At 75.3% G+C, this 26,944-nt stretch carries 20 protein-coding genes; 12 read left to right on the top strand and 8 right to left on the bottom strand.

From position 1 onward, the window contains the following. Positions 1-211: 211 nt before the first annotated feature. Positions 212-1,534, bottom strand: a complete 1,323-nt coding sequence (locus tag ACIQTO_RS29975) for a TrpB-like pyridoxal phosphate-dependent enzyme (RefSeq protein WP_402394467.1) — start codon at positions 1,532-1,534, stop codon at positions 212-214. A 351-nt stretch (positions 1,535-1,885) separates the two neighbouring features. Between ACIQTO_RS29975 and ACIQTO_RS29970 the strand changes: the two genes are divergently transcribed. After that, positions 1,886-2,530, top strand: a complete 645-nt coding sequence (locus tag ACIQTO_RS29970) for a GyrI-like domain-containing protein (protein WP_402394464.1) — start codon at positions 1,886-1,888, stop codon at positions 2,528-2,530. A gap of 401 nt (positions 2,531-2,931) precedes the next feature. After that, complete coding sequence (locus ACIQTO_RS29965) at positions 2,932-3,801, top strand: GyrI-like domain-containing protein (RefSeq protein WP_402394461.1); 870 nt, start codon at positions 2,932-2,934, stop codon at positions 3,799-3,801. An 84-nt stretch (positions 3,802-3,885) separates the two neighbouring features. Here ACIQTO_RS29965 and ACIQTO_RS29960 read toward each other — a convergent pair whose 3' ends face one another. Beyond that, positions 3,886-5,943 (bottom strand): discoidin domain-containing protein, encoded by a 2,058-nt coding sequence (locus tag ACIQTO_RS29960; RefSeq protein ID WP_402394459.1) that lies wholly within the window; start codon positions 5,941-5,943, stop codon positions 3,886-3,888. Between the two features lie 562 nt (positions 5,944-6,505). Here ACIQTO_RS29960 and ACIQTO_RS29955 point away from each other — a divergent pair. From ACIQTO_RS29955 to ACIQTO_RS29910, 10 genes are all read left to right on the top strand, one after another. Further along, positions 6,506-7,216 carry a GPR1/FUN34/YaaH family transporter gene (locus tag ACIQTO_RS29955; RefSeq protein WP_402394456.1) on the top strand — a complete coding sequence of 237 codons (711 nt, stop codon included), beginning with the start codon at positions 6,506-6,508 and terminating at the stop codon, positions 7,214-7,216. A 44-nt stretch (positions 7,217-7,260) separates the two neighbouring features. Beyond that, positions 7,261-9,159 carry an amidohydrolase gene (locus tag ACIQTO_RS29950; protein WP_402394453.1) on the top strand — a complete coding sequence of 633 codons (1,899 nt, stop codon included), beginning with the start codon at positions 7,261-7,263 and terminating at the stop codon, positions 9,157-9,159. 128 nt (positions 9,160-9,287) lie between these two features. Next, positions 9,288-9,974: a hydrolase gene (locus tag ACIQTO_RS29945; protein ID WP_402394450.1), complete on the top strand. Its 687-nt coding sequence runs from the start codon at positions 9,288-9,290 to the stop codon at positions 9,972-9,974. A 19-nt stretch (positions 9,975-9,993) separates the two neighbouring features. Further along, entirely contained in the window at positions 9,994-10,497 is a 504-nt protein-coding gene (locus ACIQTO_RS29940; RefSeq protein WP_402394447.1) for a DoxX family protein, read from the top strand. 124 nt (positions 10,498-10,621) lie between these two features. Further along, positions 10,622-11,443: an alpha/beta fold hydrolase gene (locus ACIQTO_RS29935; RefSeq protein WP_402394445.1), complete on the top strand. Its 822-nt coding sequence runs from the start codon at positions 10,622-10,624 to the stop codon at positions 11,441-11,443. A gap of 319 nt (positions 11,444-11,762) precedes the next feature. Next, entirely contained in the window at positions 11,763-14,480 is a 2,718-nt protein-coding gene (locus ACIQTO_RS29930; RefSeq protein WP_402394443.1) for an AAA family ATPase, read from the top strand. Positions 14,481-14,793: 313 nt separating this feature from the next. After that, entirely contained in the window at positions 14,794-15,759 is a 966-nt protein-coding gene (locus tag ACIQTO_RS29925; protein WP_402394440.1) for a helix-turn-helix domain-containing protein, read from the top strand. Between the two features lie 286 nt (positions 15,760-16,045). Beyond that, a complete protein-coding gene (locus ACIQTO_RS29920) occupies positions 16,046-17,041 on the top strand; it encodes an alpha/beta hydrolase (protein ID WP_402394438.1) in 996 nt (331 codons plus the stop codon). A 142-nt stretch (positions 17,042-17,183) separates the two neighbouring features. Further along, the gene (locus ACIQTO_RS29915; protein WP_402394435.1) at positions 17,184-18,005 is read left to right on the top strand and encodes an alpha/beta fold hydrolase; all 822 of its coding nucleotides are present in this window, start codon (positions 17,184-17,186) and stop codon (positions 18,003-18,005) included. Between the two features lie 259 nt (positions 18,006-18,264). Further along, complete coding sequence (locus ACIQTO_RS29910; protein WP_402394433.1) at positions 18,265-19,275, top strand: helix-turn-helix domain-containing protein; 1,011 nt, start codon at positions 18,265-18,267, stop codon at positions 19,273-19,275. On the opposite strand, the gene ACIQTO_RS29905 is transcribed toward ACIQTO_RS29910, so the two are convergent. The 6 genes from ACIQTO_RS29905 to ACIQTO_RS29880 all read right to left on the bottom strand — a co-directional run bounded on the left by ACIQTO_RS29905 (position 19,191) and on the right by ACIQTO_RS29880 (position 26,806). Further along, a complete protein-coding gene (locus ACIQTO_RS29905; protein WP_402394431.1) occupies positions 19,191-20,171 on the bottom strand; it encodes an MMPL family transporter in 981 nt (326 codons plus the stop codon). The two genes, ACIQTO_RS29910 and ACIQTO_RS29905, sit on opposite strands and share 85 nt — an antisense overlap. Before the next feature lie 395 nt (positions 20,172-20,566). After that, positions 20,567-22,837: a helix-turn-helix domain-containing protein gene (locus ACIQTO_RS29900; protein WP_402394429.1), complete on the bottom strand. Its 2,271-nt coding sequence runs from the start codon at positions 22,835-22,837 to the stop codon at positions 20,567-20,569. 162 nt (positions 22,838-22,999) lie between these two features. Beyond that, entirely contained in the window at positions 23,000-24,013 is a 1,014-nt protein-coding gene (gene sbnB, locus ACIQTO_RS29895) for a 2,3-diaminopropionate biosynthesis protein SbnB (RefSeq protein WP_402394427.1), read from the bottom strand. Beyond that, positions 24,007-25,026, bottom strand: coding sequence for a 2,3-diaminopropionate biosynthesis protein SbnA (sbnA, locus tag ACIQTO_RS29890; protein ID WP_402394425.1), 1,020 nt, complete (start codon positions 25,024-25,026; stop codon positions 24,007-24,009). Before sbnA ends, sbnB begins: the two co-directional genes overlap by 7 nt. Before the next feature lie 224 nt (positions 25,027-25,250). Continuing rightward, on the bottom strand, positions 25,251-26,558 hold the full coding sequence (locus ACIQTO_RS29885; protein ID WP_402394423.1) for an MFS transporter: 1,308 nt from the start codon (positions 26,556-26,558) through the stop codon (positions 25,251-25,253). 32 nt (positions 26,559-26,590) lie between these two features. Then, positions 26,591-26,806, bottom strand: a complete 216-nt coding sequence (locus ACIQTO_RS29880) for an MbtH family protein (RefSeq protein WP_402394420.1) — start codon at positions 26,804-26,806, stop codon at positions 26,591-26,593. Positions 26,807-26,944 lie beyond the last annotated feature (138 nt).

Genomic DNA, 26,944 nt, shown 5'->3' with positions numbered 1-26,944 from the left:
CCCGTGCACGTGGCGCTGTGCTCCCGGCGTGCGCGGTCGGCAGCGTCCGGGGCGGCGGTGCGCCGGGTGGGCGGCGGGCGGGACGGCGGATCGGTGGCGGTGGGCGCCGCCGCGGCTCAGCGGTGCGGCGGGTGGCGGTTCAGCGGTTCAGCGGTGCGGAGGGTGGGCGGGGCGGCGGTTCAGCGGTGCGGAGGGTGGGCGGGGCGGCGGTTCAGCGGTGCGCGAGGTAGCCGTCGAGGTCGAGCAGCCCGTTGCCGCTGACACAGGCGACGATCACCTCGGCCCGCCCGGTCTCCCGGGCCAGCACGGCCCGGTCCACGGCCGCGCGCAGCGCGTGGCAGGACTCGGGCGCGATCAGCATCCCCTCGGTGGAGAGCACCAGCCGCCCGGTCTCGAACACGTCGGCCTCCTCGTAGGCGACCGCGTCCAGCAGTCCCTCGCCGCGCAGCACGCCGATGATGGGCGAGCCGCTGTGCTGGCGCAGACCGCCGACGTGGGTCTCCGGGAGCTCGTAGTCGCGGCCCAGGGTGTACGACTTGCCGAGCGGGGTGACACCCTCCGGGTCGGCGTGGTCGTAGGCCAGGGTGCCCCGGGTGAGCCGGGGGGCGCTCGCGGACTCCGCGCCGAGCAGCAGCAGCCCGTCGCCGCGCTCCGCCTTCTCCGCCAGGTAGGGGCCCATGAAGCCGCCGAGGTTGCTGCCGCCGCCGACACAGGCGACCAGCGCGTCCGGCTGCTCGCCGAGGGCGGCCAGCTGGGCCTTGGTCTCCTGGCCGATGACGGTCTGGTGGATCAGCACGTGCGCCAGGTTGCTGCCGGAGATGTAGCGGGTGTCCGGGTGCAGCGCGGCGTGGCTGATCGCCTCGCCGATCGCGGTGCCGAGCGAGCCCAGCAGGTGCCGCCCGTCGCGCAGCAGGGCCTTGCCGACCGGCGTCCGCTCGCTGGGGGAGGCGTGCACCTCGGCGCCGAGCATCTCGATCAGGGCGCGCCGGCCGGGCTTCTGGCGGGCCGAGACCCCGGCCCAGTAGATGACGGCCTTGAGGCCGAAGCGGCGGGCGGCCCAGGCCACGGCGTGGCCCCACTGGCCGGCGCCGGTCTCGGTGACCAGCGTGTCGACGCCCTGTTCGGCCGCGAAGTGGGCCTGGGCGATGGCGGAGTTGAGCTTGAAGCTGCCGGTGGGCAGGACGTCCTCGCGCTTGAGGTAGATCCGGGCCGGCGTCTCCAGGTACCGCTCCAGGGCCCGGGCCCGCAGCAGCGGGGTGGGGCGCCCGATCGACGCCAGTTCCTCGCGCACCTGGGCCGGGATCGGCAGGAAGGGTTCGGTGGCACCGTCCTGGGCGCGGACGGCGTCGAGCCGGATCCGCGACTGCAGGGCGAGCCGGGAGCCCCACGCGTCGTGCTCCGCGCCCTCGGGCTCGCGGGGTGGCGGGACGGGGCCGGGCAGGCTGGGGACGAGGTTGAACCAGTGCGAGGGGACCTCGCGGGGGTCCGCCGCGGCCGGCACCGGCACGGGGGTCCACTGGGCGGCTGGAGTCACGATGCATCCCTCTCGTCATCCGGATGGGGGAACCGCGCACGTCAGTTCTCGCAGCGAAACGACCGGGTGAGAAGCGGTTGGAGCGTTGTTGACCGGCTCAGTCAAGCTTTGGATCGGTTGCCGGGGGAGGACTTGACCGCAACGGTGGAAAAGCGGTCCCGGACCGGCCCACTCCTGGGCGAAGCCCGGGTCAGACGCCCGGGCCGGCGCCCGGCCGGCGGACCGGACCGCGCGACCGGGCGCGCGGTGACCGTCGCCGCGCCGTCTCGTTCCCCCCGCGGGGGCCTCCGGCCGCCCTGCCCACCGGCGCCCCGGGCGCCCCGATCCACAGCCGTACGGGAGTTCCGCACCATGAGTACCACCGGTAAGGCAGCGAAGACCGACCACCGCAAGCTCGGCGGCGCGCTGTACGGCGCCAAGGCCGTCCCGGAGCCCGTCGAGGTCCCGGCGTTCGACTTCCTGGCCGTCGACGGGGCCGGCGACCCGCAGCGCAGCCCCGAGTTCGGGCCCGCCGTCGCCGCGCTGTACGCGGCCTCGTACGCCCTCAAGTTCGCCGTCCGGGCCGACACCGGGACGGACTACGCGGTGATGCCGCTGGAAGGTCTGTGGAGCAGCGGTGACCCGGAGTTCGACGCCCTCTCCCTCGACTCCTACGGTCCCGGCGCCCGGGCCGGCTGGGAGTGGACCCTGCTGATCCGCCAGCCCGTCCCCTACACCGACGCGCAGCTCTCCGCCGCGCTCGCCAAGGCGGCGGCCAAGGCCGGGGCGGAGGCGGCCGGCCGGCTGCGCCGGAAGTCCTTCGCCGAGGGCAGCTGCGTCCAGGTGCTGCACAAGGGCCCGTACGAGACCGAGCCGCGGACGGTGAAGCTGCTGCACGACTATCTGCACACCGAGGGCCTGCGCGAGGCCGGCCGGCACCACGAGATCTACCTCTCGGACCCGACCAGGACGGCCCCCGAGCGCCGCCGTACCATCCTGCGCCAGCCGGTGTCCTGAGGCGTCGGCACACCCGGGCACGGGCCGGTGACCTCCGGTGGCCGCCGTGGCGCACCTCCGTGCACCGCTTGCGGCCCGCTGGACAGCCATGGACGCCCCCCCTAGCATCGTGAGAATCCCCGTCAGGGCCAGGAGCCCGTCGGGGCCCGTCTTTCGCCCGTCCCCGGGAGCTGCTGTCAGGGCATGTCCGTTCGCCGGACATGCCCCGGGGCGATGTGGATCCGGACGTCCGACCCTGGCGCGCACGGGGGGTGACCGCGCAGGTAGTCCTTGAGGTGCGATCGATTGACATGCCATCGGTCGGTCCGTCGTCAGGCGTCGGCCCCACAGGCCCGGAATCGGCTCCGGTCGCCCGTCGGACCCGCCCGGCGGACCCGAGAAGCGGAGGGCTTCAGTCTGCTATGAAGATCGACACACTGAGCAGCCACGACGAGCGACTGCGCCGGGCCATCCCCCACATCGTGGCCCAGGTCAGGGACGGTGAGGCGGCCGTCTCCCTGGAGGAGCTGGCGATGGCCACCAACACCTCGCCCGACTATCTGCGCCGGGTCTTCCGGCACCAGGTCGGCGAGCCGATCCACCGCTACGTGCGCAGGCTGAGACTCTCCCTGGCGGCCTACCGGCTGGTCTACGGCGACCGCACGATCATCGACATCGCCGTCAGCGCCGGGTACAACTCGCACGCGGCGTTCACCCGCGCGTTCCGGTCCGCCTACGGGATATGTCCCACCGACCTGCGCACCAACCCGCAGAACACGACCTGGCCCACCGCCGGCGCGGCCGGCGCGGACATCCGTCCGGCCGCGATCCCGCAGCGCCGGGTCGCGTTCTACTCCCACCTCGGCCCGATCGACAGCGCCGACACCGCCTGGGAGCGGCTGCGCGGCTGGCTCACCACCCACGGCCACTGCCCGGCCCGCTCCAAGGCGCTGGGCGTCTCCTACGACGACCCGGACTTCTTCATCGGGGCCCGGACGCGGCACGACATCTGCGTCCCGGTCTCGGACCGCTTCGATCCGCAGACCCGCGACGGTATGGGTGTCCAAGTGGTGCCCGCCTCCACCGGTCTGGCGATGCGTCACGTCGGGCCGCCCGAGCTGATCCCGTTCACCTACATGCACCTGGCGGTCAGCGCCGCCACCAAGGGCATGCAGCGCACCGAGCGCCCGCCGCTGCCCTACTACCTGGAGTTCTCCTCCTTCCCGTCGGCCCACCCCGAGCGCCAGGTCGCGGTGGACGTCTACCTGATGCCGCACACCCGCCGGGGGTGAGCGGGGCGCGCCCGGGCAGCGGGCACGCCCCAACGGGCCCCGGGCGGTCGCCCGGGGCCCGCGAACCCCTGTCGGGGACGTCCGTCAGGTGCTGAAGACCCCGACCTCGTAGAGCGAGTAGCCCCAGTCGGTGCCGCGTTGGAGCCCGTGCACCCGGACGTACCGGGCCGGGACGCCCGCGAACCGCGCGGTGTCCAGGCCGCCGTCACCGGTGGCGGTGGACCACACGGACTGCCAACCGGTGCCGTCGGTGGAGACCTCGACGCGGTACGCCCTTCCGTAGGCGCGCTCCCAGTCCAGGGTGACGCGTCCGACCAGGGTGGTCGTGCCGAGGTCGATCCGCAGCCACTGGTCGTCGCTCCAGTCGCTGGCCCAGCGGGTGCCCCGGTCGCCGTCGACCGCCCGGGCCGCCGCGTAGCTGGTGAACGGGTTCCACTCCGTCGAGCCCGCCGTGACCGTCGAGCCGGTGGCGAGGTTCACCGCCGCGCGGTGGCGCTCGGTCGCGCCCCAGGTGCCGAGGTAGGACTCGGCGCCCCGGAAGAGGTCGTCGACCACGCCCTGCCCGCCGACCAGCCGGATCTCCTCCAGCCAGTCCGGGACGAGGCCGTAGTGCGCGGCGCCGTCGGTGTTGTAGTCCCAGGTCCGCTCGCCGGTGGTCTGCCGGTCGACGACGGAGCCGCCGTCGGCGGTGCGGAACGGGTACCGGACCGGGTTCGGGGCGTTGGCGCCGGGCGGGGCCGGCCAGCCGCCGAGGCCGTTCATGTCGGTGCCGTAGCCGTAGCCCACCCCGTACTTGTCGCGCAGCGCGTCGGTGCGCTTGGCCTCCGCGCTGAACGCCTCGGCGCCGTTCATGTACTGGGCGACGAAGCCGCCGAGCTTGTAGACGCGCTCGGTCCAGTCCAGGTCCATCCAGCTGTGCGAGGAGATGACGCCCGGGTACGAGGCCGATTCGAGGACGTCGAAGGCGCGGTCGGCCGCCTTGACGCTCATGTGGTCGACCTCCAGCATCATCCTGCGCTGCATCATGCCGCGCAGGGCGTACTCGCCGAGCTCGGTGAGGCCGCGGGTGTTGCACTGCGCGCCGGCCGCGTAGGACGGGACGGCCACCCCCGGCGGCAGCAGCTTCTCGGCCTCCGGTGCCGGGGCGAGGCCGATCGGGTTGTCGTGCTGCGGCCCGGCGCACTGCTCCGTCTTCCAGAAGGTGCCGGTGGACAGGAACTGGCCGGCGTTGATGGCCGTGCCGAGGGCGCCCTCGTCGAAGCGGACCCCGCACAGCGCGTTGTCGAACTTGTGGCACAGGAACATGCTGCGCACGCCCAGGCCGTACAACTCGTCCAGGCCGCGGTCGATGTCGGCCCGGCTGCACTGCGCGACGTCCAGGACCTGCTTGCAGCCGAAGGGTTCGGACGTCTCCACGCCGAGGACGACGGCGAGCTTGCCCTGCTCGACCACGGTGCGGGCCTGTGCGCTGTCGGTGACGATCCGGAACCAGCCCTTGCCCGGCCCGCCGTACATCCGGTCGATGTAGTCCTGCAGCTCGTAGGTCTTCCGCGCCTGGAGGCGGATGGAGTCCATCTCGTCGCAGCCGCGGTCCTTGAAGGGGTAGATCGAGCAGATGACCCCGTTGGTGACCAGGTCGTCGACCAGCACCCGCTGGCCGCCGCGCCAGGCCCGCTCGACCCAGGCGTAGTAGTTCTGCTCGTGGGTCAGCGAGTCGTGGGCCGGCCAGTCCTTGAAGGTGGGCCAGCCGACCGGGTCGTGCTTGCCGTCGCCCTTGGTGAGGAGGTCGAAGACGTCGAGCGAGCCGTCGGGGTAGTGCTCGGGACAGTCCTTCAGCGCGTCCGCGATCCCCGCCTCGGAGAAGGTCTGGCCGCACAGGAGCCGGCCGCCGAAGGCCTCGTTGGACATCAGGTGGTCGTGCGCGTCGACGAAGCCGCGGACCCGGCCCTGGGCGTCGGTGCCCCGGAAGGGCTCGCCGGTGACGCCGATCTGCGAGTCGGGCCCGGGCCGCGCGACCGGGTCCCACCAGCCCGTCCCGCCGGAGGCCCCCGGCGCGGGGGCGGCGAACACCAGGGCGAGGAGGGTGAGGAGGGAGGCCAGGGCCGTGACGAGTCTGCTCCGGCGGTGGGGGTGTCGGGTCATGGTCACCACTCAGGTATCGGTGCGCGGACGACGCGGAGGAACGGCCGTCCGGCCCGGGGCGCCTGACCGCCCGGCCGGCGACTGTCATGTCCCGCGTACTCGGTGTGACGAGAATCGCCACTGTTGGATTCTTAGTCAATAGCCATGGACGGATGGCCCGTTGGCGTGCTCGGCCGGGGGCGCGGGAGGCCCGGCGGGTGGGGTGGCCGGTCGGGCGTCCCGACAGCGCATCGCTGCCGGGACGCCCGCGACCGACTCGACCCGTCGGTCGCGCGGCGGCTCCGGTGCAACGGAGGACGCCGAAGTCCCCTGATGCGACGTGGCATCGGCCGGGGCGGCCCGGCCGGGAACGGCCGCCCCGGCGGCGGCCCTCTCCCGGTCGCGGCGCCGGTGCGCCCGTGAGCAAGGCCTGTGCAGGGAGAGAGCACCGGGCGCCCCGAAGTCGCCCTAACGTCCGTGGTGTTCCGCACGGCAGCCGGGTTCCGGCCCCGCCGAACCGGACCGTGTGCGGCCCGCGTCGCGGCGGTCCGCGCAGCTCTTCCACCGCATCGGAGTAGGCGCCATGACGACCAGCGAGAGTTCCCCGGCCGAACCGCCCGGCGGCCGCCGCTTCGAGCCGGACCTGCGCCGGATGACGCGGATCAACCTGCGGCCGATCGCCTCGCCGATGCCGCTCGGGTTCTACGCGGTCGGGATCGCCTCGGTGCTGGTCGGCTGTTTCCAGCTCGGTGTGTTCGAGGACGGCGCACGGCGTGCGGTGGGCCTGGCGATCCTGCCGGCGTTCGTCCTGCAACTGGTGGTGGCGGTGTTCGCCCTCGGTGCCCGGGACGTCCTGGCGGCGACCCTGATGGCCTGCTTCTCCGGTCTCTGGCTGGCGAGTTCGCTCGTCCTGGTGGCCGAGCCGGTCGGCGGCACCCGCGTCCTGGGTGTGCTGAACGCGACCTTCGCGCTGTTCGCGCTGATGATGGCGGCGGTCGCGGGCCGCAAGCGGGCGCTCTGGCTGGTGCTCTGCGCCGCGGTGCCCCGGTTCACGGTGGCCGCGCTGGCCAACCTGACCGGCGCCGCCCGGCTGGGCACCCTCTCCGGCGCCCTCGGGCTGCTGCTCGCCGCCGTCGCCCTCTACACGGCGTTCGCGCTGATGCTGGAGGACATGCGGGGCGGGGAAGTCCTGCCGATCGGCCGCAGCGGCCCCGCCCACCACGCGGTGGAGGGCGATCTGACGGTCCAACTCCGCGACCTCGAACGCCAGGCCGGCGTGCGCCGCACCCTCTGACCTCCTCCTGGCTTCCTCCTGGCCTCCTCCCGAAAGCGACGACCATGGCCGACTCCATGCCCGTCGGCGGCACTGTGCCCGCTGCCGGCCCGCCCCAGCACCCCGCCGACCTCGTGCTGCGCAACGCGAAGATCCACACTGGCGACCGGTCCCGGCCCCAGGCCTCCGCGCTCGCCGTCCGCGACGGCCGCGTCCTCGCGCTGGGGGACGAGCACGACATCGCGGCCCACATCGGCCCGGACACCAGGGTGGTCGACGGCCTGGGCCGACGGGTCGTCCCCGGGCTCAACGACTCCCACCTGCACGTGATCCGCGGCGGACTGAACTACGTGCTGGAACTGCGCTGGGACGGCGTGCGCTCGCTGCGCCAGGCCCTGGCGATGCTGCGCGAGCAGGCGGCGCGCACCCCGAAGGGCCAGTGGATCCGGGTGGTCGGCGGGTGGACGGCCGAGCAGTTCGCCGAGCGGCGGCTGCCCACCCCGGCCGAACTCAACGCCGCGGCACCGGACACCCCGGTCTTCGTCCTGCACCTCTACCAGTCCGCGATCCTGAACCGGGCCGCCGTGCGCGCGGCCGGCTTCACCCGCGACACGCCCGATCCGCGCGGCGGGCAGATCGTCCGGGGCCGCGACGGCGAGCCCAACGGCGTCCTGCTGGCCGCCCCCGGCGCTCTCGTGCTGTACTCGACCCTGGCCAAGGCGCCCGCGCTGGACGAGGCCGACCGCAAGACCTCCACCCGGCACTTCCTGCGCGAACTCAACCGCTTCGGCCTCACCTCGGCGGTGGACGCCGCCGGCGGCTTCCAGAACTTCCCCGACAACTACGCCACCGTCATCGAGCTGGCCCGCGAGGGGCAGCTCACGCTGCGCATCGCGTACCACCTGTTCCCGCAGACCGCCGGGCAGGAGCTCGACGACCTGCGCCGCTGGGTCGAGACGGTCCGCCCGGACGAGGGCGACGAGTGGCTGCGGCTGAACGGCGCGGGGGAGAACCTCACCTGGGCCGCCGCCGACTTCGAGAACTTCAGCGAGCCCCGGCCCGAACTGGAGGCCGGCTACGAGGGCCGGTTCGAGCAGGCGGTGCGGCTGCTGATGGAGCACGGCTGGGGCTTCCGGCTGCACGCGACGTACGACGAGACCATCCGGCGCGACCTGGCGGTCTTCGAGAGGCTCGCCGCGGACGGGCTCTTCCCGGCCGGCAACCGCTGGCTCTTCGACCACGCCGAGACCGTCTCCCCGCACAGCCTGGAGCGGATCGCCGCGCTCGGCGGCGCGATCAGCGTGCAGAACCGGATGTCCTTCCAGGGCTCGGCGTTCGTCGACCGCTACGGCGCCGAGGCCGCCGCCCGGACCCCTCCGGTGACGGAGATGCTGGCGCTCGGCCTGCCGGTCGCGGCCGGCACCGACGCCACCCGGGTCTCCTCCTACAACCCGTGGGTGGCCCTGCACTGGCTGGTGACCGGACGGACCGTCGGCGGTCGCGGACTCTACCCGCCGGAGCGGCTGCTCTCCCGGGAGAGCGCGCTGGAGCTGTACACCCGCGGCGGCGCCCGGATCACCGGCGAGGAGGAGACGAAGGGGCTCCTGAAGGAAGGTTTCCTCGCGGACTTCGCGGTGCTCTCCGACGACTACTTCACGGTGCCCGCCGAATCCATCCCGCACATCGAGGCCGTGCTGACCGTGGTGGGCGGCCGTCTCGTCCACGCGGCGGCCGAGTACGAGGGCCTGGACGAGGCGGTGCCGCCGATCAGCCCGGCGTGGAGCCCGGTCGCCCACTTCGGCGGCTACCAGGCCTCCCCGCGGCCCTCGGCCTCCGGCGCCCGGCAGGCCGACCGCCTGGCCGAGGTGGCGGCCGGCGCCGAGGAGCAGTACCGGTGGCGGCTCGCCCGAGGCCTCGAACCCGCCGGCCCGGCCGGCTTCGTCGACCCCTGCTTCGGGGGCTGACCGGCGGGGCCCGCCGGGTGTTCCGGGCGTCCCGGGAACCCCGGGCCGCAACGACCGGTCGACCCTCCCTGTACCGACCGACCCTCCCTGTACCGACCATCCCGACCCTCCCGACTCAAGGAGCGACCATGACCGACCTCTCCTCAGCACCCGCCTTCGACCTCGCCGGCGTCTCGGCCCAGCCCAGCCCGGACCTCATCTCGCCCGACAACGCGATGATGCTGTTCGTCGACCACCAGCCGCAGATGTTCTTCGGCGCGGCCAGCGCCGACCGCGCCGGGGTCATCAACGCCACCGTCGGCCTGGCCAAGGCCGCCCGGGTCTTCGACGTGCCGGTGGTGCTCTCCACCGTCGCCGCCGAGTCCTTCTCCGGGCCGATACTGCCGCAGCTGCGCGCGGTCTTCCCGAAGCACGAGGTCGTCGACCGCACCTCGATGAACGCCTGGGAGGACGAGGCGCTGGTCGAGGCGGTCAAGGCCACCGGCCGCCGCAAGATCGTGCTCTCCGGCCTCTGGACCGAGGTCTGCCTGGTCCTGCCGGCGCTGTCCGCGCTCGACCAGGGCTATGAGGTCTACGTGGTCGCCGACGCCTCCGCCGGTGTCACGCCGGCCGCGCACGAGCACGCCATGCAGCGGATGATCGCCGCCGGCGCGGTGCCGGTCACCTGGCTCCAGGTGCTGCTGGAGCTCCAGCGCGACTGGGCCCGCACCGAGACCTACGCGGACACCCTGGACGTGGTCAAGGAGCACGGCGGCGCGTACGGGCTGGGCGTGGTCTACGCGCAGTCCATGATCGACCCGCACGCCGCGGGCTGACCGGGAACGGAACGAGACCATGGACACCGGTCTGCTCATTCTCCGCCTGGTGACCGGGCTGCTGATCGCCGGCCACGGCATCCAGAAGGTCAGCTTCCGGCTCGACGGCAGCGGCCTGGCGGGCGGGACGGAGGAGTTCCGGCACGACGGCTTCCGCGGCGGGACGCTCACCGCCCTCGCCGCCGGGGCCGGCCAGATCGGCTCGGGCCTGCTGCTCGCCGCCGGCGCGCTGACCCCGCTCGCGGCGGCCGGCGCGAGCGGGGTGATGACGGTCGCCCTGACCGTGAAGTGGCCGCACGGCCTGTGGGTGCAGAAGGACGGCTACGAGTACCCGCTGGTGCTGATCGTCGTCGCCACGGTGCTGGCGCTCACCGGGCCCGGCCGCTACTCCGTCGACCAGGCCCTGGGGCTGGCGCCCTGGGCCGCCTGGTGGGTGGCGGTCACCCTGCTGGGCGGCGTCGGCAGCGGGCTCGCCGTCCGCGTCCTGCTGCACCGTCCGGCCGCGGCGACCGCCCGCCCCTGAGGACGGCCCCCTTCGCCCGTCCCCCCGATGCCCCAACACCCCCCGATTCCGTTCGACGCTCCCCGGCCCGGCTCCCCGGCCCGGCCGTAGCACCGACACCGACACCGACTCCGAAAGGCGCATCATGCCCTTCATCACGCTCTCCGACGGCTCGCAGAAGTTCTTCAAGGACTGGGGCACCGGCCGTCCGGTGGTCCTCTCGCACGGCTGGCCGCTGAACGCCGACGCCTGGGACAGCCTCGCCGTCGCGGTCGCCGAGGCCGGTTACCGGGTCGTCGCCCACGACCGGCGCGGCCACGGCCGCTCCGGCCAGACCTGGGACGGCAACCACATGGACCAGTACGCGGACGACCTGGCCGAGCTGCTGGAGCAGCTCGACCTCACCGACGCCGTCCTGGTCGGCCACTCGACCGGCGGCGGCGAGGTCGCCCGCTACCTCGGCCGCCACGGCAGCGACCGGGTGCGCAAGGCCGTCCTGCTCGGCGCCGTGCCGCCGCTGATGCTGCGGACCGAGGCCAACCCCGAGGGCACCCCGATCGAGTTCTTCGACGGCATCCGGGCCGGCGTGGCCGCCGACCGGTCGCAGTTCTACTACGACCTCAGCGAGGCCTTCTTCGGCTTCAACCGGCCCGGCGCCGAGGTGTCCGAGGGCAAGCGCCGCGAGTTCTGGCTGCAGGGCATGCAGGCCGGCCTCAAGGGCGCCCTCGACTGCATCGAGGCGTTCTCGGAGACCGACTTCACCGAGGACCTCAAGAAGATCGACATCTCGGTCCTGGTCGCCCACGGCGGCGACGACCAGATCGTCCCGATCGCCGCCTCCGCCGAGAAGGCCGTGAAGCTGCTGTCCCAGGGCGTCCTCAAGGTCTACCCGGGGGCCCCGCACGGCCTGGTCGGCGCGTACGAGGCCGCGTTCACCAAGGACCTGCTGGAGTTCGTCGCCGCCTGATCCGGTCCGACCCGGGCTCCTCCGGCCCGATCCCGCCTGGTCCGGCCCGGGCCGGGCCGGGCGGTTCCATCGGCCACGCACCACCGCACCACCGCACGCCCTGAGGGCCCCTCACCTGCGCCGACGCGTGGCTGAGGGGCCCTCGGGCGTCCCCGGACCGGGACGCGGACCACTGACGGGCGGTTAGCCTTGACCCCTGCCCGGCGACGGGTCGCCGTCGTGCGACCCCGGCCCGCCGGGTCCCGCGCGTCCGCGCGGGGAGAACGATCTGCCGACCTCCTCCGGGAGGTCGCCGGCCCGGGGAGCGACGGTGCGGGAGGTGTGCGGTCCGCTCCTGATCGGTCGCCGGCGGGAGACGGACCTGCTGGACGCGGCACTGGCCCGGGCGGCCGGCGGCGCGGGCGGCTCGGCCGTGCTGGTGCGGGGCGAGCCGGGCGTCGGCAAGAGCACGCTGCTGGAGCGGACGGCCCGCGAGGCACGCGCGCGCGGGTTCACCGTGCTGACCGCGGTCGGCGCCGAGGCGGAGACCGACTTCGCGTTCGGGGCGCTCCACCAGGCCCTCTGGGCCCTGCTGGGCGACTCCCGCGCGCTGTCGGCCCATCAGCGCGAGGCCCTCGAAAGTGCCCTGGGCGTCCAGGCCGGCACCGCGCCGAGCGGGTTCGCCGTCGGCGCCGCCACGCTGGCGCTGCTGGCCGAGGCCTCGCTGGGCGGGCCGCTCCTGCTGCTGCTGGACGACCTGCACTGGATCGACTCCTCCAGCGCCACGGTGTTCGCGTTCGTCCGCAGGCGCTGCGCCGAGCTGCCGCTGGTGATCGTCGGCGCGAGCCGCCCGGGCGGTCCGGTGGCCCAGTCGTGGTCGGCCGAGCCCATCGAGGTGCGGGCACTCTCCGAGCCGGACGCCGCCCTGCTGCTGCACCGGAGCTACCCGCGGCTGGCGGCCACCGCCGCCCGGCGGGTCCTGCGGGAGGCGGCCGGCAACCCGCTCGCGCTGGTCGAGCTGCCGCGTCAGCTGGCCGCGGACCAGCGGCGGGGCGTCGTCCCGCTGCCCGACCGCCTGCCGCTGGGGCGCCACCTGGAGCGGATGTTCGCCGGGCGGCTCGCCGTGCTGACCCCGGCCGCCGGCCACCTGCTCCTGCTGGCGGCGCTGGCCGCCGGGCCGGACTCCTCGGGCGGGGTCTGGCTGCGGGCCGTCGCCGGCGAGGACACCCAGGAGGCCCTGGCGCAGATCGAGGCCGGCGGGCTGGCCCGGCTGGACCACGCCGGGCGGCTGGTCTTCCGCCACCCGTTGGTGCGCACGGCCGTGATCTCGGCGGCCCCGCCGGCCGCGCAGCGCGAAGCGCACCGCGCGCTCGCCGCCCGCCTGGCACCGGAGGACCCGCAGCGGCTGGTGCACGAGGCGTCGGCGGCGCTGTTCCCGGACGAGGACCTGGCCCGCCGTCTCCAGGTGGCCGGCAGCCGGCTGGCCCGCCGGGGCGGCGACGCGGAAGGGGCGCTGCTGCTGGACCGCGCCGCCGCGCTCAGCGCCGACCCCGACGAGCGGGCCCGGCGGCTCACCTGGGCGGCGGTGATGGCGGCCCGCGGCGGCCAGCTGCGGCACACCGCGGCCCTGGTGGCGGAGCTGCGGACCCGGCCGGTGCCGCCGGACATCGCGCCGCTGTTCGCCTACGCGGTGGTGTACGTCGACCAGAGCCACCGGATCGACTTCGAGTCGGCCGCCGCCCTGCTGCCCGCGGCCCTCGACGCGCTGACCGCCCCCGGCGCCGAGACCTTCGACGGGCTGGCCGAGCAGGTCTTCTTCAAACTGCTGCTCACCGCGACCTACACCGACGACCCGAGGGCCTGGCAGGCGCTGGACCGCCACCGCGAGCACGCCTCCGAGCCCGCCCGGCTCTGCCACCGGGCCTGGCTGGACCCGGCCCGGACCGCCCGCGGGGTGGCCGGTGAGCTGACCGCGCTCGTCGACCGGATGAGCGAGGAGCAGGAGGCGGGGGCGGCCTGGCTGCTGCTCTGGACCGCCTCGTCGGTCGACGTGGCCCACGGTGACCTGTGGCGGCGCTTCACCGGCCTGCACGGTTACGCCACCCAGGGCTCCGTCGCGAAGGCCAAGTGCTACCAGGACTTCCTGCGCGGCCGCTGGGAGCTCGCGGCCGTCTGCCTGCGCGAGGCCGAGGCGGCCGAGGAGCTCGGCTACCACTGCAACGCGCTGATGTTCCGCCACTACCACGCGCACTTCCTGGCCGGGCGCGGCGACGAGGCCGGGCTGGGGGAGACGGTGCGGCTGATCGGGCCGGTGGCCGCCCGTGCCGGGATGCGGTTCGTGCTGGACCGGCTGACCCATCTGCAGGGCCTGGCCGCGCTGGCGCACGGGCGGTACGAGGAGGCGTACACGCACTTCACCGGGCTGCTCCCGGCCGGTCGGCCGCCCGGGGGAGTGCCCTGGTTCCACCAGCTCGCCTTCGACCTGGTCGACGCCGCCGTGCACACCGGCCGGCGCGCCGAGGCGCGCGCCCACGTCGCCGCCGGAGCGGCCGGGCGACCCGGCGAGATCTCCGGCCACCACACCTTCCTGTTCGCGGCGGCGGCCGCCCTGGCGGCCGAGGACGACGCGGCCGACGACGCCTACCGCGCCGCGTACGACGTACCGGGCGCCGAGCAGTGGGTCTTCGAGCTGGCCCGGCTCCGGCTGGCCCACGGTTCCTGGCTGCGCCGCCGGCACCGGGCCGAGGCCCGGGAGGTGCTCCGCGCGGCGCACCGGGCGTTCCAGCGGCTCCAGGCGGAGCCGTGGGCCCGGCGCTGCGAGGAGGAGCTGCGGGCCGCCGGCGGCCCGCTCGCGGCGGAGCCGCACCGGGTGCCCGACGCGCTGACCGGGCAGGAGCTGCGGATCGCCCGGCTCGCCGCGACCGGCCTGAGCAACAAGGACATCGGGCACCGGCTCGGGCTCTCGCACCGCACCGTCGCGGCGCACCTGTACAAGATCTTTCCGAAGCTCGGCATCGCCTCGCGGGCGGCGCTCACCCAGGCCCTGGAGGGGCACTGAGGCCACGGGCCGGCCCTGCCCCGCGGTCGCCGGGTCCTCCCCGGGCCCGCCCGCGGTGCCCGTTGTGCCCGGTGTCCGCTGGGCCCGTTGCCCGCTGTGCCCGTTGCCCGCTGTGCCCAGTGTCCGCTGTGCCGGTCGAGCACCGTGCCCCGTCGCGGACTGTCCCGGCCGCGCACTCCCTCGTGCCTCACGGCGCACGGCCCGCCGCGCCGGGCGGAGCGACAGTCAGATGACCTAGGCGACCGGGTACGCCCCGGCGCAGGCTGGTCGGGCGGGGCCTCGGCCGCGCGAGCCGAGAGAAAGGGGCAGGCTGGTGAACCAGCGGGTCACGACCGCCGCGGTGCCGGACGGGGAGCAGGCGGTGCACTGGGGCCGGGCGGTGTCGTCCGCCCTGGCGCCGGTGGAGGTGGTGCCGCTCGCCGACGGTCCGTTCGACGGCCGGCTGGAGTCGCACCGGCTGGGCAGCCTGCGGGTGTCCACCCTGGAGGCGGACGCGACCCGGCTGTCCCGCACGCCGGGCCTGATCGCGCGTTCGCCCGGAGCCGAGCCGCAGGTGGCGGTGGGTGTCCAGGTGTCGGGCCGGGCCGTGCTGACCCAGGACGGCCGCCGGGCCGAGGTCACGGCGGGGGACCTCGTGCTGTACGACACCGCGCGGCCCTACTCCGTGGACTACCCGGAGCGCTTCCGCTCCCACGTGTTCCACCTGCCGCACCGACTGCTCGGTGTGCCGGAGGCCGAGATCCGTCGGGTGACGGGCCGGGCCGTCACCTCGCGGGAGAGCCTCGGGGCCGTGCTGCTCCCCTTCCTCGACACCCTCGCCGACGCCGCGCCCAGCTACCCGGTGGCCGCCGGCGACCTGCTGGCCGACAGCGTCGCCGACCTCTTCCTGACGCTCGTCACCGAGCTCGCCGGCCGGCCGGCCGCCGACCCCGACGACGCGAACGCCCACCTCGTCCGGCTGGTCCGGACCCATATCGACGGGCGGCTCGGCGATCCCGGGCTGACCCCGCAGAGCATCGCCGACGCCCACCGCATCTCGGTCCGCTACCTGCACCGGCTCTTCGAGGGTGAAGGGGTGACGGTGAGCCGGCTGATCCAGCGGCGCCGGCTGGAGGAGTGCGCCCGGGAGCTCGGCCGGCGCAGCCGCAGCGCACCGACCGTCTCGGCGGTCGCCCAGCGCTGGGGGTTCGTCAACCCCGCGCACTTCAGCCGGGCGTTCCGGGCCGCGTACGGGACGTCCCCGCGCGAGTGGCGGGCGCGCCGGGCCGAGGAGGCCTGACGGGGCCGCCGTGCGCGGAGGGGCGGATTCCGGTTCGCTCTCGGCAAGGTTCCGGGCCCGGCCGGTGCCTAGCGTGGAGGCGTGCCGTCCGGGCGCCCCGGGCCCCGGCCGGGCACGCGCTCCGGGCACGGTGGCAGTCCCCCCGGCTCGCCGCCGTGCCCGGCACCGCGGCCCGGCCACCGCACACCGCGGTGCCGGGCACCCGAGCGAGGCGCCGACCGACCGGGGGAGACGCCGACCACCCGCGGCAGCCGGTCCGACCGGCCACCAGGCCAGGAGCAGACCCGTGTCCGACAGCGCCACCCCCGAAGCCCGGGGCCCGATCCTGGACGACGGCCTCCAGGAGTTCCTGACCGCCCGTTCGCACACCCGCCGCTCCGCCGCGGCGGCGTCCGGGGAGGCCGCGCCGGAGCCCCTCGACCTCTCCTTCCTGGCCGGACCGCACCCGTCGGACGGTCACCGGGACACGGTCACCAGCCGGCTGGCGCTGCCGACCCCGGCCGGTCACGTCCGGATCCAGGTGATCAGACCGGTCGACGCGGCCCGGCCGACCCCGGTCGTCCTCTACCTGCACGGCCTCGGCTGGGCGCTGGGCGACGCCGACAGCTACCGTCACCTGCTGCGCGAGTTCGCCGTGGGCGCCGACGCCGCGGTGGTCTTCGTCGACTACGGGCGCCCGCCCGCCGCGCGGTTCCCGGTCGCCGTCGAGCAGTGCTACGCCGTGGCCCGCTGGATCGCCGAGCACGGGCACGAGATCGGCCTCGACGGGAGCCGGATGGCCGCCGCCGGTGACTCGGCGGGCGCCAACCTCGTCGCGGCACTGACCCTGCTCCTGCGCCGGCGCGGCGGTGCCCGGCTGGTCCACCAGGTACTGCTCTGCCCGGTCACCGACGCGGACTTCGACACCCCGTCCTACCGGGCCTTCGCCGAGGGGTACTTCCTCCACCGGGCGGACATGCGCCGCTTCTGGGACGCCTACCTGCCCGACCCGGCCCACCGCACGCAGGCCGCCGCCGCCCCGCTGCGCGCGGAGCTGGCGGAACTCGCTGACCTGCCACCGGCGTTGGTGATCACCGCGGAGGCCGACGTGCTGCGGGACGAGGGCGAGGCCTACGCGGCCCGGCTGCGCCGGGCGGGCGTCCCGGTGGTGGCCACCCGGTACCAGGGCGTCGTGCACGGCTTCGTGCTGCTCGACTCCCACTGCCGCACCGACTCGGCCCGCTCCGCCCTGATCCAGGCCGTGGACACCCTGCACATCGCCCTGCACCGCCACCCCTGGTAGCCGGGTCCCTCCGCCGGGCGCGGGCCTCAGCCGGGCACGGTCGCCCGGCGGCCAGAGGGCGTGCGCCGGCGGCACAGTCGGGCCCGGGCCCGTCCGTACGGTCGACGAGTCCGCCCCGTCCGACCGATCCACGGAGCCCCGCATGCCCTTCCTGACCGTCGCCGAGGAGAACGCCGCCCCGGTGCGCCTCTACTACGAGGACCACGGGACGGGCCGCCCGGTGGTCCTGGTGCCCGCCTGGCCGCTCAACGCCGCCTCCTGGGAGAGCCAGGAGGCGGCCCTCCTCGCGGCCGGCCACCGGGTCGTCAGCTACGACCGCCGGGGCTTCGGCCGCTCCGACCGGCCCTGGGACGGGTACGACCTCGACACCCTGGCGACCGATCTGCACACGCTGGTCACCGCACTCGACCTGCGTGACGCGACCCTGGTCGGCTACTCGCTCGGCGGCGGCGAGGTCACCCGCTACCTCGCCGTCCACGGCTCCGGACGGGTCCGGTCCGCCGTCCTCATCGCCGCCGCCCCGCCGTACCCGTCCGGTGCCGACGACTGCCCCGGCGGCGGCGCCCTGAGCGCGCTGCGCGAGACGGTGGTGACCGACCGGGCCGCCTTCATGACCGGCTACCTGCACGACCTGTACGCGGTGGACCTGCTGGGCGGTGCCGGGGTGAGCGAGCGGGTGGCCGCCTACCACCGGGGCGTGGGGCTGGAATCCTCCGCCCGCGCCACCACCGCCTGCGCGGACGCCTGGGGCACCGATCTGCGGCCCGACCTGCCCCGGATCGACGTGCCGGTGCTGGTCCTGCACGGTGGTGCCGACCGGACCCTGCCGCCGGCCGTGACGGCCGAACCGCTGGCCGCCCTGCTCGCCGACGCCACCCTGCGCATCGTCCCGGGCGCGCCGCACGGCCTGATCTTCACGCACGCCGAGGAGGTCAATTCCGAACTGGCCGCCTTCCTCGCCTGACCCGCGACCGGGGGACCGGCCGGGGCGGCCGGCGCTCCAGGGGCGGCCGGGGTGTTTCCAGGGCGAAGTTCCTCCTGCTGTTCTTCCTGTTCTCGGGCCCGCCGGCGGGTTGGAATGGGAGGGCGGGCGCGGCGGCTTCTCCGGCCGGCCCGGGCGACGGCCCGGGTGCCCGGCCCTCGCGGCCCCGCGCCTCCATCCTCACCCCGCGTCAGCACGCGGCCCACCCGGACACCACCCGGCGGCCGCCGCAGGAGTACCGATGTCCGTCCTCACCCTCGCCCCCTCTCCCGTCCCCGCCCCGTCCTCGCCCGGCGCGGTGCCCGCCGCCCGCCGCCCGCACCGGGCGGGCAACCCGGCCGCCGTGCCGCCGTCGGCACCGTCCCGGGGCGTCCCGTACGCCGCGAGCATCGCCGGCCACCGGCTCGGGCCGCTGCGGATCTCCTCGATCGTGGCCGGTCCCTGGCCGGCCGCGCACGGCCGCAGCGTGGTCCTCTGCGGCCGGGAGGAGCACGTGACCCTGGTCCTGCCGCACCACGGCACGGCCGCGCTGCTCCTGGACGGCCACCGGCTGCCGCTGCGTCCGGGTGCGTTCGCCGTCGCCAGGGCCGGCCGCCCGGTCGTCCTGGAGGTCTCGGAGGACTTCTCCGGCACCGCGTTCCACTGGCCGGGGGAGGCCGCCGGGCTGACCGAGGACGATCTGCGGGAGCTGTCCGGGACGGCCTTCCGGACGGACACCGGGACGGCCGCGCTGGTGGCCGCCTACCTGGGGCGGCTGGCCCGGCCGGTGGACTCGCTGGACCCGCAGACGGCCGCCCGGCTCGCCGGCACGGCCCAGGACCTGCTCGCCGTCCTCGCCCACGAACACCGCCGGCGGGCGGCCCGGCCGGCTCCCGAGGAGGTCCGGGCCACGATCGCCCGGACGAAGGAGTACATCCTGCGGCGGCTGGGCGATCCCGGTCTCACCCCGGAGGGGATCGCGGCCGCCCATCACTTCTCGGTGCGCTACCTCCACAAGCTCTTCCAGTACGAGGGCGTGACCGTGGGGCGGTGGATCCAGCGCCGCCGCCTGGAGATGTGCCGCCGCGACCTGGCCCGCCCGTCGGCCCGCCCGGCCACCGTGGCGGCCGTCGCCGGCCGCTGGGGGTTCGTCAGCACCAGCCACTTCAGCCGGGTGTTCCGGGCCACCTACGGGGTCACCCCGCGCGCGTGGCAGGCCGGCGCCCGCGAGCCGGACGCCTCCTTGATCCGCGAGAGCAGCAGGACCTCGTAGTCCATCGCCAGACCGAAGGCGATGGCCACGATCAGCACCGGGAAGTCGGCGTCGATCGCGCCGATCGGGGTGTAGCCGAGCAGGCCGTGCAGGTGTCCGTCCTGGAAGACCAGCTTGATCGCGCCGAAGGCCGCCGAGAGCGAGAGCAGGTTGAGCAGCACGGACTTGAGCGGGACGGTCACCGAGCCGAAGGCCAGGAACAGGACCACCGAGGAGACCACCGCGATGAACAGGGCCATCCACGGCACCCGGGAGCCGATCATGTCGACGATGTCGACCCGTGAGAAGGGCATCCCGGTGAACCGCGTGGTCGACCCCTCCGGCCGGGGCTGCGCGCGCAGCCGGTCGACCATGGTGCGGGCGTCGCGGGACATCGGGTCCATCGAGTAGTGCGCGGTGATGCGGGCCAGGTTGCCCTCGGTCCGGGTGACGGTGGCGCCGTTCGTCCCGGGGACCGAGGCGAGCCGCTCCGCGTAGGCGCCGAGCGGTCCGGCGGCGTCGGCCGGTCCGGCCAGGGTGACCACCGCGGTGATCACCCTGGTGGGGTCCCGGTCGAACTCGGTGTCGAGCCGCTGCGTGACCACCCGGGCGTCCGAGCCGCTCGGAAGCACCCACTCGGCGGGCCGGGCCCAGTTGGCGCTGAGGAAGGGCAGGCCGAGGCCGACCAGCAGCCCCACCACCGCGAGCGTGGTGGCCAGCGGACGGCGCATCACCAGACGGGCCGTCCGGTACCACCGGCCCGCCGTCTCCGGGCGCGGCGCGCTCCGCCGGCGGTCCCAGGGCATCGGTACCCGCCAGGAGTCGATCCGGGGGCCGGCGATCCTGAGCAGTGCGGGCAGCACGGTGAGCGAGCCGATCACGGCGAGGGTGACCACGGAGATCCCCGCGTACCCCATCGAGCTGACCCGGCCTCCCGGCCCGGCCGTCCTGACACGGGAGAGGCTGTCCCACCGGACGTGCGAGTTCCGTGCGCCCGAGGCCGGCCCTCCCGGTACGCGCGCCCCGCACCCGACCGGGGACGGGGCGCGCCGTGGTCGGTCCTCTGTGCGGCTGCGGTACTGGTCAAGTCGGGTGTCGGCCCGGAGCCCGCTGTCCCCCACCGCAGACCCCCGAGGATCGTACCCGACCGGTTACAAGCGGCTACGGCACTCAGCTGCGGGGGCCCGTGCGGGGGAAGCCCGGCACTGCGCGAAGACCGGGCGGGGTTTGGAGGTCGAGCGGCGGGTGCGGGAAGGTGTCGCGAACGATCGGTCCTCGACGGGGACGAGAACCGGGGCCGCCGGGGCGCGGATCAGCCCGCGGAGGCCTCCAAGGTGGCCTGCAGGGCCGTCGCGTCCTTCAGCCGGGCCGGGTCGCCGGCGGTCTCGGCGAAGGTCCTGGCCTCCCGGGCGGCTCCGAGGGCGCGCTCCCGCTCGCCGAGTTCCGCCAGGGCCTTCGCCTGGCCGAGGGCGGCGATGGCCTGCAGCAGGGGGACGGCGACCCGGGCGCCCACCGTGCGCGCTTCGGCGTAGCTGTGCTCGGCCTCCCGGGGGCGGCCGAGGGCCAGCAGGGCCCGGCCCTTCTGGTTGAGCGCGTTGGTCCGGGTGAAGTCGCTGATGTGGGCGGCGGGTGCGGTCGCCGGGTCGGTGAGCAGGGCGAGGATGGTGTCGGTGGTGGCCACCGCGGCGGCGTGGTCGGCGCCGGCCGCCTCGGCGGAGGCCAGGGCCAGCAGGGCCTGCGGCCGGCCTTCGCGGTCGCCCGCCTGTGCGAACAGCTCGGCCGCCCGGCGGGCCCGGGGCACCGCCGAGTCCGGCTCGCCCAGCCGGATGGCGGCGGCGGCCGCGTAGAAGTGCGCCCACGCCTCCTGGGTGACATCGCCGCCCCGGCGGGCGAGTTCGGCCGCCTGCTCGGCGATCGCCGAGGACTCGCGGGGCTGGTGCGAGCAGTAGTGGACGGCCCAGGCCAGGTAGTTGGCGTGGGTGGCCGCGAGGACGTCGTCGCCCAGGGCGTGGGCCGCCGTGCGGGACAGCCCGAAGACGGTGGGCCAGTGGCCCCAGTTGGTCCAGCGGTCGGAGAACCAGTGCATGGACTCGGCCGTCCGCACCACCTCGTCGTGGCGGCCGGCCGCGGCCGCCACGCGCAGCGCGGCCAGCCAGTTGGCGCTCTCGGCCTCCAGCCAGGCCTGCGCGGCGCGCGCCGAGCCGAACCCGTCGGCCGGCGTCGCCCCGGGCTGGAACCACTGACCGGCCGCCGCCGCCGTGTCGAGCAGCCAGCGGTGCAGCGCCGCCTCGGCGGCGGCGGTCTCCTGCGGGGTCTCCTCCTCCTGGAGCCGTTCGCGCGCGTAGAGCCGCAGCAGGTCGTGGAAGAGCAGCCGGTCGGTGGCGGTGTGGCCGAGCAGGCCCAGGTCGAGGAGTTCGTCGAGCATCTCCTCGACCAGGTCCGGCCGCAGCCCGGTGAGGGCGGCGCCCGCCCCCGTGTCGAAGTCCGCGCCCGGGACGAGTGCCAGCCGGCGGAAGAGGCGCCGCACCGGCTCGGAGAGCTGTTCGTAGGAGAGCCGGAACGCGGAGCGGATGCGCAGGTCTCCGGCGGTCAGGCGCTGGAGGCGGAGGTCCTCGTCACCGAGCCGCTCGGCGAGGGCTCGCGCGCTCCAGGAGGGCCGGCTCAGCAGGCGGTTCCCCGCGATCCGCAGCGCCAGCGGCAGGTGCCCGCAGAGCTCGGAGATCCGCGTGAAGGAGGACGAGTCCGACCCGACCGGGCCGCCGTTCGCCCCCTCGTCCTCGCGCTGCGCGAGGATCGCGCCGAGCAGTGCGGTGGCGTCGGCGACGGGCAGCGGGGTCAGGACGAGCCGTCGCGCGTGCTCGATCCCGGCGAGCGTACGGCGGCTGGTCACCCAGAGCCGGCCCGCGCCCGGTCCGGGCAGCAGGGCGCGCACCTGGGCCTCGTGCGCGGCGTTGTCGAGGACGACGAGCGCCTGCCGCTCGCGCATCAGCCGGCGGTAGAGCCCGCGGCGCTCGTCGGTCTCGCCCGGCACGTCGCGCTCGCGGACACCCAGGGCCCGGAGCAGGCGGCTCAGGGCGTCGTGCGGGGTGACGGGTTCGGTGTCCAGGCCGCGCAGGTCGACGAAGAAGCAGCCGTCCGCGAACCGGTCGGCCAGCCGCGTCCCGGCGTGCAGCACGAGCGCGGTCTTGCCGAGGCCGGGCGCGCCGGAGACGACCGACACCGGTGGGCCGGCGGGGGAGTCCAGGGTTCGGGCGAGCCAGGCGGCCTCGGTCTCGCGGCCGGTGAAGTCGGGCACCGCGGGCGGCAGGTCGCAGAGGCCGGGCCGCGCGGTGGCCGGCTGTCGTCGCCGGCCCGCGCGGGCGGCGGCCAGCAGCGCCTCGGTGTCGGCCGGGCCGAGCCCGAGGGCGGTGGCGAGGGCCTGGACGGTACGGGCCTGCGGGCCGAGACTGTGGCCGCGCTCCATGTCGCCGATGGCGCGGCCGCTGACCCCCGACCCCTCCGCCAGCTCCTCCAGGGTCAACCCGGCGTCGTGGCGGTGCGCGCGTAGCAGTGGTCCCAGGGCCGGCGGCTCCGGCTGGCTCATCTGACCCCCCGATTGGTGAGGGATCATCATACTGGCAGTGGCCTTGACCTGCGACGACCTGTTCCCTCCGGCCGCCGGGCCCCATGCGCCGGGCCCCATGCCGCCGGGCCCCGGGCGCCGCCGGTGGACGGCGGGCCCGGGGCCCCGGTGGTGCCGGTGCGGTCAGCCGATGGCGGCTCCGGCGGTCTCCGGCAGGAAGCCCGGCACGCGGGTGCCCAGCCGCCGCTCCAGCGCCTGCCGGTGGACGAGGCCGGCGAGCGCGAGGTCGAGCGCGCCGAGGCCGAACGGCGAGAAGACGGTGACGCCGTCCTCGGGGCGCCGGAACGGCTGGTCGGCGCGGAGTACGGAGCCGATCGAGGTGCTGATGAAGTCCCGGTTGCCGACCTGCTGTTCGGCGAGGTGCAGGGACGTCCCCTCACGGCACACGTGGTCGGCGTCGTCGACGACGTTGACGGCGCCCAGGATGCTGCCGGGGGTCAGGTCGCGCAGCGACACGTGCAGCACCAGGGTGCCGGGCCGGCAGGCCTCGGTGGTCAGGTGCGGGGTGGCGGCGGTGGTGGCGAGGCAGACCAGCCGGTGGGCGGCCAGCGCGTCCTCGGCGGTCTCGGCCACGGCGGTCTTCAACTCCGGCCAGCGGGCCGCGCAGCGGGCGGCGAACGCCTCCGCGCGGGACCGGTCGAGGTCGAACACGGTGACGGTGCCGAGGTCCGGCAGGACGGCCCGCAGGTAGTTCAGGATCTCGAAGCCGATCACGCCGCAGCCGATCAGGCTGACGCCGGTCTCGGGGGTCTCCGAGGTGAGGACGGACGCGGCGAGCGCGGCACTGGCCGCCGTGCGCCGCGCCGAGATCAGCGAGCCCTCCAGCAGGGCCTCCGGGTGCCCGGTGGCCATCGAGTTGAGGATCACCGCGGCGGAGGCGCGTTCCAGCCCGGCGGCGGTGTTGCCGGGGAAGGAGGAGATCCACTTGATGCCCGCCACCGGGACGTCCTCGCCGAGGTAGGCGGGAAGTCCGATGATCCGGTTGCGTGGCTCGTCGGGAAAGCGGAGGAACACCGAGTGCGGCAGGGCCGTGCGGCCCCGGTCGTGCAGGACGTAGGCGCGGCGGACGGCCGCGACGACCTCGCTCTCGGCACCGTCGAGGACCTGCCGGACCTCCCCGGCTCCCAGGATCAGCATGGTGCCACCTTCATCGCGTACTCCTTCTCCTTCCACAGGTGGGACACGTCGCCGAAGTGGCGGGCGACCCATTCGTCGTCGTAGATCGTGTCGAGGTAGCGCTCGCCGCGGTCGGGCAGGACGACCGCGCAGCGCGAGCCCGCGGGGATGCGGTCGGCCATCAGGTCGACCGCCGCCACCAGCGCGCCGGACGAGCCGCCCGCCAGGATCGCCTCCCGGCCGGCGAGCCGCCGGCAGCCGACCACGCAGTCGAGGTCCGTCACGTGGACGACCTCGTCGGCGAGGCCGTCGCGGTAGAGCGCGGGCCGCACGGCCGCGCCGTGGCCGGGGATCAGCCGGGAGGCCGGGACGCCGCCGAAGATGGCGCTGCCCCGGGCGTCCACCGCGACGACCGTCACCGGCAGCCCGAGGTCGCGGACGTGTTCCGCGCACCCGCGCAGGGTGCCGCACGAACTCGTCGCGCAGAACAGGTAGTCGATCCCGCCGGGGACGGCCGCCAGGATCTCGCGCATCGTCCGCCGGTGCGCCTGGGGGTTCAGCGGGTTGGCGTACTGGTTGGGCCAGTACGCCCCGGGGATGCGGGCGGTGAGCTCGCTGATCCGGCGGATCCGGACGGGCAGGTACTCGCCGGTCACCGGGTCGGTGTCGCGGACCACCTCGACCTCGGCGCCGAGCGCCCGCATGATGGCGATGTTCTGGCGGTTGGTGCGCGGGTCCACCACGCAGATGAACCGGAGGCCGTAGTAGGAGCAGACCTGGGCGAGCCCGATCCCGAGGTTGCCGGAGCTGGACTCGACGACCACCGAGCGGCCGGGCACCAGCGCGCCGGTGCGGATCCGCTCGCGGAGCATCTCCAGCGCCGACCGGTCCTTCATGCTGCCGCCGGGGTTGAAGGCCTCCAGCTTGGCGTAGGTGGTGAAGTGCCGGCCCGGCGCGAGCTTGGCGAGTTCGACCAGCGGGGTGCCGCCGATCGTGCCGAGTACGCCGGCCGGCCGGTCGTCAGGTTCCGGCATGGTGGCCTCGCCCCGTCGGATCGGGGCGCGGCCCGAGCATGGTGCGGAACACGCTAGTTCCTCCTGTCAGCTCTGGATCGAGGGGTTGTCCGGCGGCCCGTCGCCCCGGTCGGGGGAGCGGTCGTCGGTCGGCAGCCGCCGCCTGGTGGCGGTGGCGGCCGGGGGAGGGGCCACCGGGGGAGCGGTGGCCGGTCGGCAGGGTGACGGGGTGGAGCCGCCCGGCCTCACGGCGCCGCCGGGCCGGGCACGCTGCGCACCGTACGGGCGGCCGAGGCGGCGACGGCGAGCAGCACCATCCAGACCGCCAGGACCACCGCGGCGGTCCGCGCGCCGGCCGAGTCGAGCAGCAGGCCGCCGAGCAGCGAGCCGATCGGCAGGGCCCCGTTGGACAGCGTGCTCATCGCCGCGAGCACCCGGCCGCGCAGCCGGTCGGGGGTGATGCCCAGCTGGTAGCTGCCGAGCGCCACGTTCCACAGCGGTCCGACGAACCACATCGCCGCGTAGGCGGCGGTGAGCGTGAACGGGTCGCGGCTGAGGGCGATCACGACCATCAGGACGGCCCAGGCCCAGTTCGCCGCGATCACCAGGGCGGGCAGGCCCAGGCGTCGGGCGAACCACGGTGCGGCCAGTGAGCCGAGGAGGCCGCCGGCGCCCGCGACCCCGACCATCAGGCCGACCCCGGCCGAGGAGGCGCCGACGTCGGTGGCCAGCACGATGGCGACCAGGAACAGGGCCCGGAACATCAGGTTGCTGCCGGCCACCAGCAGGGTGGTGGTGCGCAGGAACGGGTGCTGCCAGAGCCACCGCAGCCCCTCGCGGACCTGCTCGCCCAGGGTGCCGGTGCGGGCCGGGCGGTCGCTCTCGAACTCCTTGCGGATGAACAGCAGGCCCGTCAGCGAGACCAGGTAGGTCAGCGCGTCGGCCACGAAGGGCACGGCCCGGCCGAGTCCGAACAGGATGCCGCCGAGCGGCGTGCCGAGCATCACGGCGCCCCGCCCGCGGGCCTCGTTGCGGGACAGGGCCAGTGAGAGCTGGCCCGGCGCCACCACGTTCGGGACGGCCGCGTGCGCGGCGAGCCCGTGGAAGACGGTGAGCGCGCCCTCCGCGAAGCCCACCGCCAGCACCAGCGGCAGGCTGAGCAGGTCGAGCGCCGACGAGACGGCGATGACCGCCGCGCCGAGCGCGCGCAGCGCGTCGCACCAGATCATCAGCCGCCGCCGCGGCCAGCGGTCCACCAGCGCGCCGGCCGGCAGTTGCAGGAGCAGGGCGGGCAGCAGGGCGACGAAGCCGGCCAGGCCGGCGTCGAAGGGCGAGCCGGTGAGGGCCAGGACCAGCAGGGGGTAGGCGATGGTGGTCGCCGTCGAGCCGAGCAGCGAGACGGCCGAGCCGCCCCACAGCAGCAGGAAGTCGCGGTTGCGGTGCAGCGGGACCACCGGCTCGGCGGCGGCCGCCTCGGGCGGGTTCGGCGGGTCGGGCGGGTCCGGCGGACGCTCCTCGGGGCCCGCCGGTGCCCGCGTGTCGGGGCTGGTCATCTCTCGCACACCTCGCGGGGCCGGACCGGCCGTCAGCCGGCCGCCCGCTCCATCTGGCGGCGCAGACTGAGCGGCCGCATGTCGGTCCAGACCGTGCCGATGTGGGCCAGGCAGTCGGCCCTGGTGCCCTCGGTGCCCTCCGCGTACCAGCCGAGCGGGAGGTCCCGGTCGGCGGCCCAGACGGAGTACTGCTCCTCGTCGTTGAGGACGACGCGGTAGGTGCGGTCGTCGGTGTCTTCCTCGGCCACGGCGGGCCTCCCTCGGGTGAACTGCCGCGTCACGAACCTCACGTGACCGGTGGCGGCGCCAGCGAGCCTGCCGCACCCGCCGGGCCCGGCTGCAGAGAAGGAGGCGCAGTCACCGTGACGCCAAGGCTGCCGGTGTGA

Origin of the sequence: Kitasatospora sp. NPDC091207, assembly GCF_044768625.1 — a bacterium.
GTDB lineage: Bacteria > Actinomycetota > Actinomycetes > Streptomycetales > Streptomycetaceae > Kitasatospora.
The sequence above is the reverse complement of the archived record's forward strand: the minus strand, read 5'-3'. Positions and strand labels throughout refer to the sequence as shown.

Excerpts from the sequence above, each read along its gene's own strand:
- ACIQTO_RS29970 (WP_402394464.1), top strand. The coding sequence starts at position 1,886 with ATGAGTACCACCGGTAAGGCAGCGAAGACCGACCACCGCAAGCTCGGC.
- ACIQTO_RS29965 (WP_402394461.1), top strand. The coding sequence starts at position 2,932 with ATGAAGATCGACACACTGAGCAGCCACGACGAGCGACTGCGCCGGGCC.
- ACIQTO_RS29960 (WP_402394459.1), bottom strand. The coding sequence starts at position 5,943 with ATGACCCGACACCCCCACCGCCGGAGCAGACTCGTCACGGCCCTGGCC.
- ACIQTO_RS29955 (WP_402394456.1), top strand. The coding sequence starts at position 6,506 with ATGACGACCAGCGAGAGTTCCCCGGCCGAACCGCCCGGCGGCCGCCGC.
- ACIQTO_RS29950 (WP_402394453.1), top strand. The coding sequence starts at position 7,261 with ATGGCCGACTCCATGCCCGTCGGCGGCACTGTGCCCGCTGCCGGCCCG.
- ACIQTO_RS29945 (WP_402394450.1), top strand. The coding sequence starts at position 9,288 with ATGACCGACCTCTCCTCAGCACCCGCCTTCGACCTCGCCGGCGTCTCG.
- ACIQTO_RS29940 (WP_402394447.1), top strand. The coding sequence starts at position 9,994 with ATGGACACCGGTCTGCTCATTCTCCGCCTGGTGACCGGGCTGCTGATC.
- ACIQTO_RS29935 (WP_402394445.1), top strand. The coding sequence starts at position 10,622 with ATGCCCTTCATCACGCTCTCCGACGGCTCGCAGAAGTTCTTCAAGGAC.
- ACIQTO_RS29915 (WP_402394435.1), top strand. The coding sequence starts at position 17,184 with ATGCCCTTCCTGACCGTCGCCGAGGAGAACGCCGCCCCGGTGCGCCTC.
- ACIQTO_RS29910 (WP_402394433.1), top strand. The coding sequence starts at position 18,265 with ATGTCCGTCCTCACCCTCGCCCCCTCTCCCGTCCCCGCCCCGTCCTCG.
- ACIQTO_RS29905 (WP_402394431.1), bottom strand. The coding sequence starts at position 20,171 with ATGGGGTACGCGGGGATCTCCGTGGTCACCCTCGCCGTGATCGGCTCG.
- ACIQTO_RS29900 (WP_402394429.1), bottom strand. The coding sequence starts at position 22,837 with ATGAGCCAGCCGGAGCCGCCGGCCCTGGGACCACTGCTACGCGCGCAC.
- sbnB (WP_402394427.1), bottom strand. The coding sequence starts at position 24,013 with ATGCTGATCCTGGGAGCCGGGGAGGTCCGGCAGGTCCTCGACGGTGCC.
- sbnA (WP_402394425.1), bottom strand. The coding sequence starts at position 25,026 with ATGCCGGAACCTGACGACCGGCCGGCCGGCGTACTCGGCACGATCGGC.
- ACIQTO_RS29885 (WP_402394423.1), bottom strand. The coding sequence starts at position 26,558 with ATGACCAGCCCCGACACGCGGGCACCGGCGGGCCCCGAGGAGCGTCCG.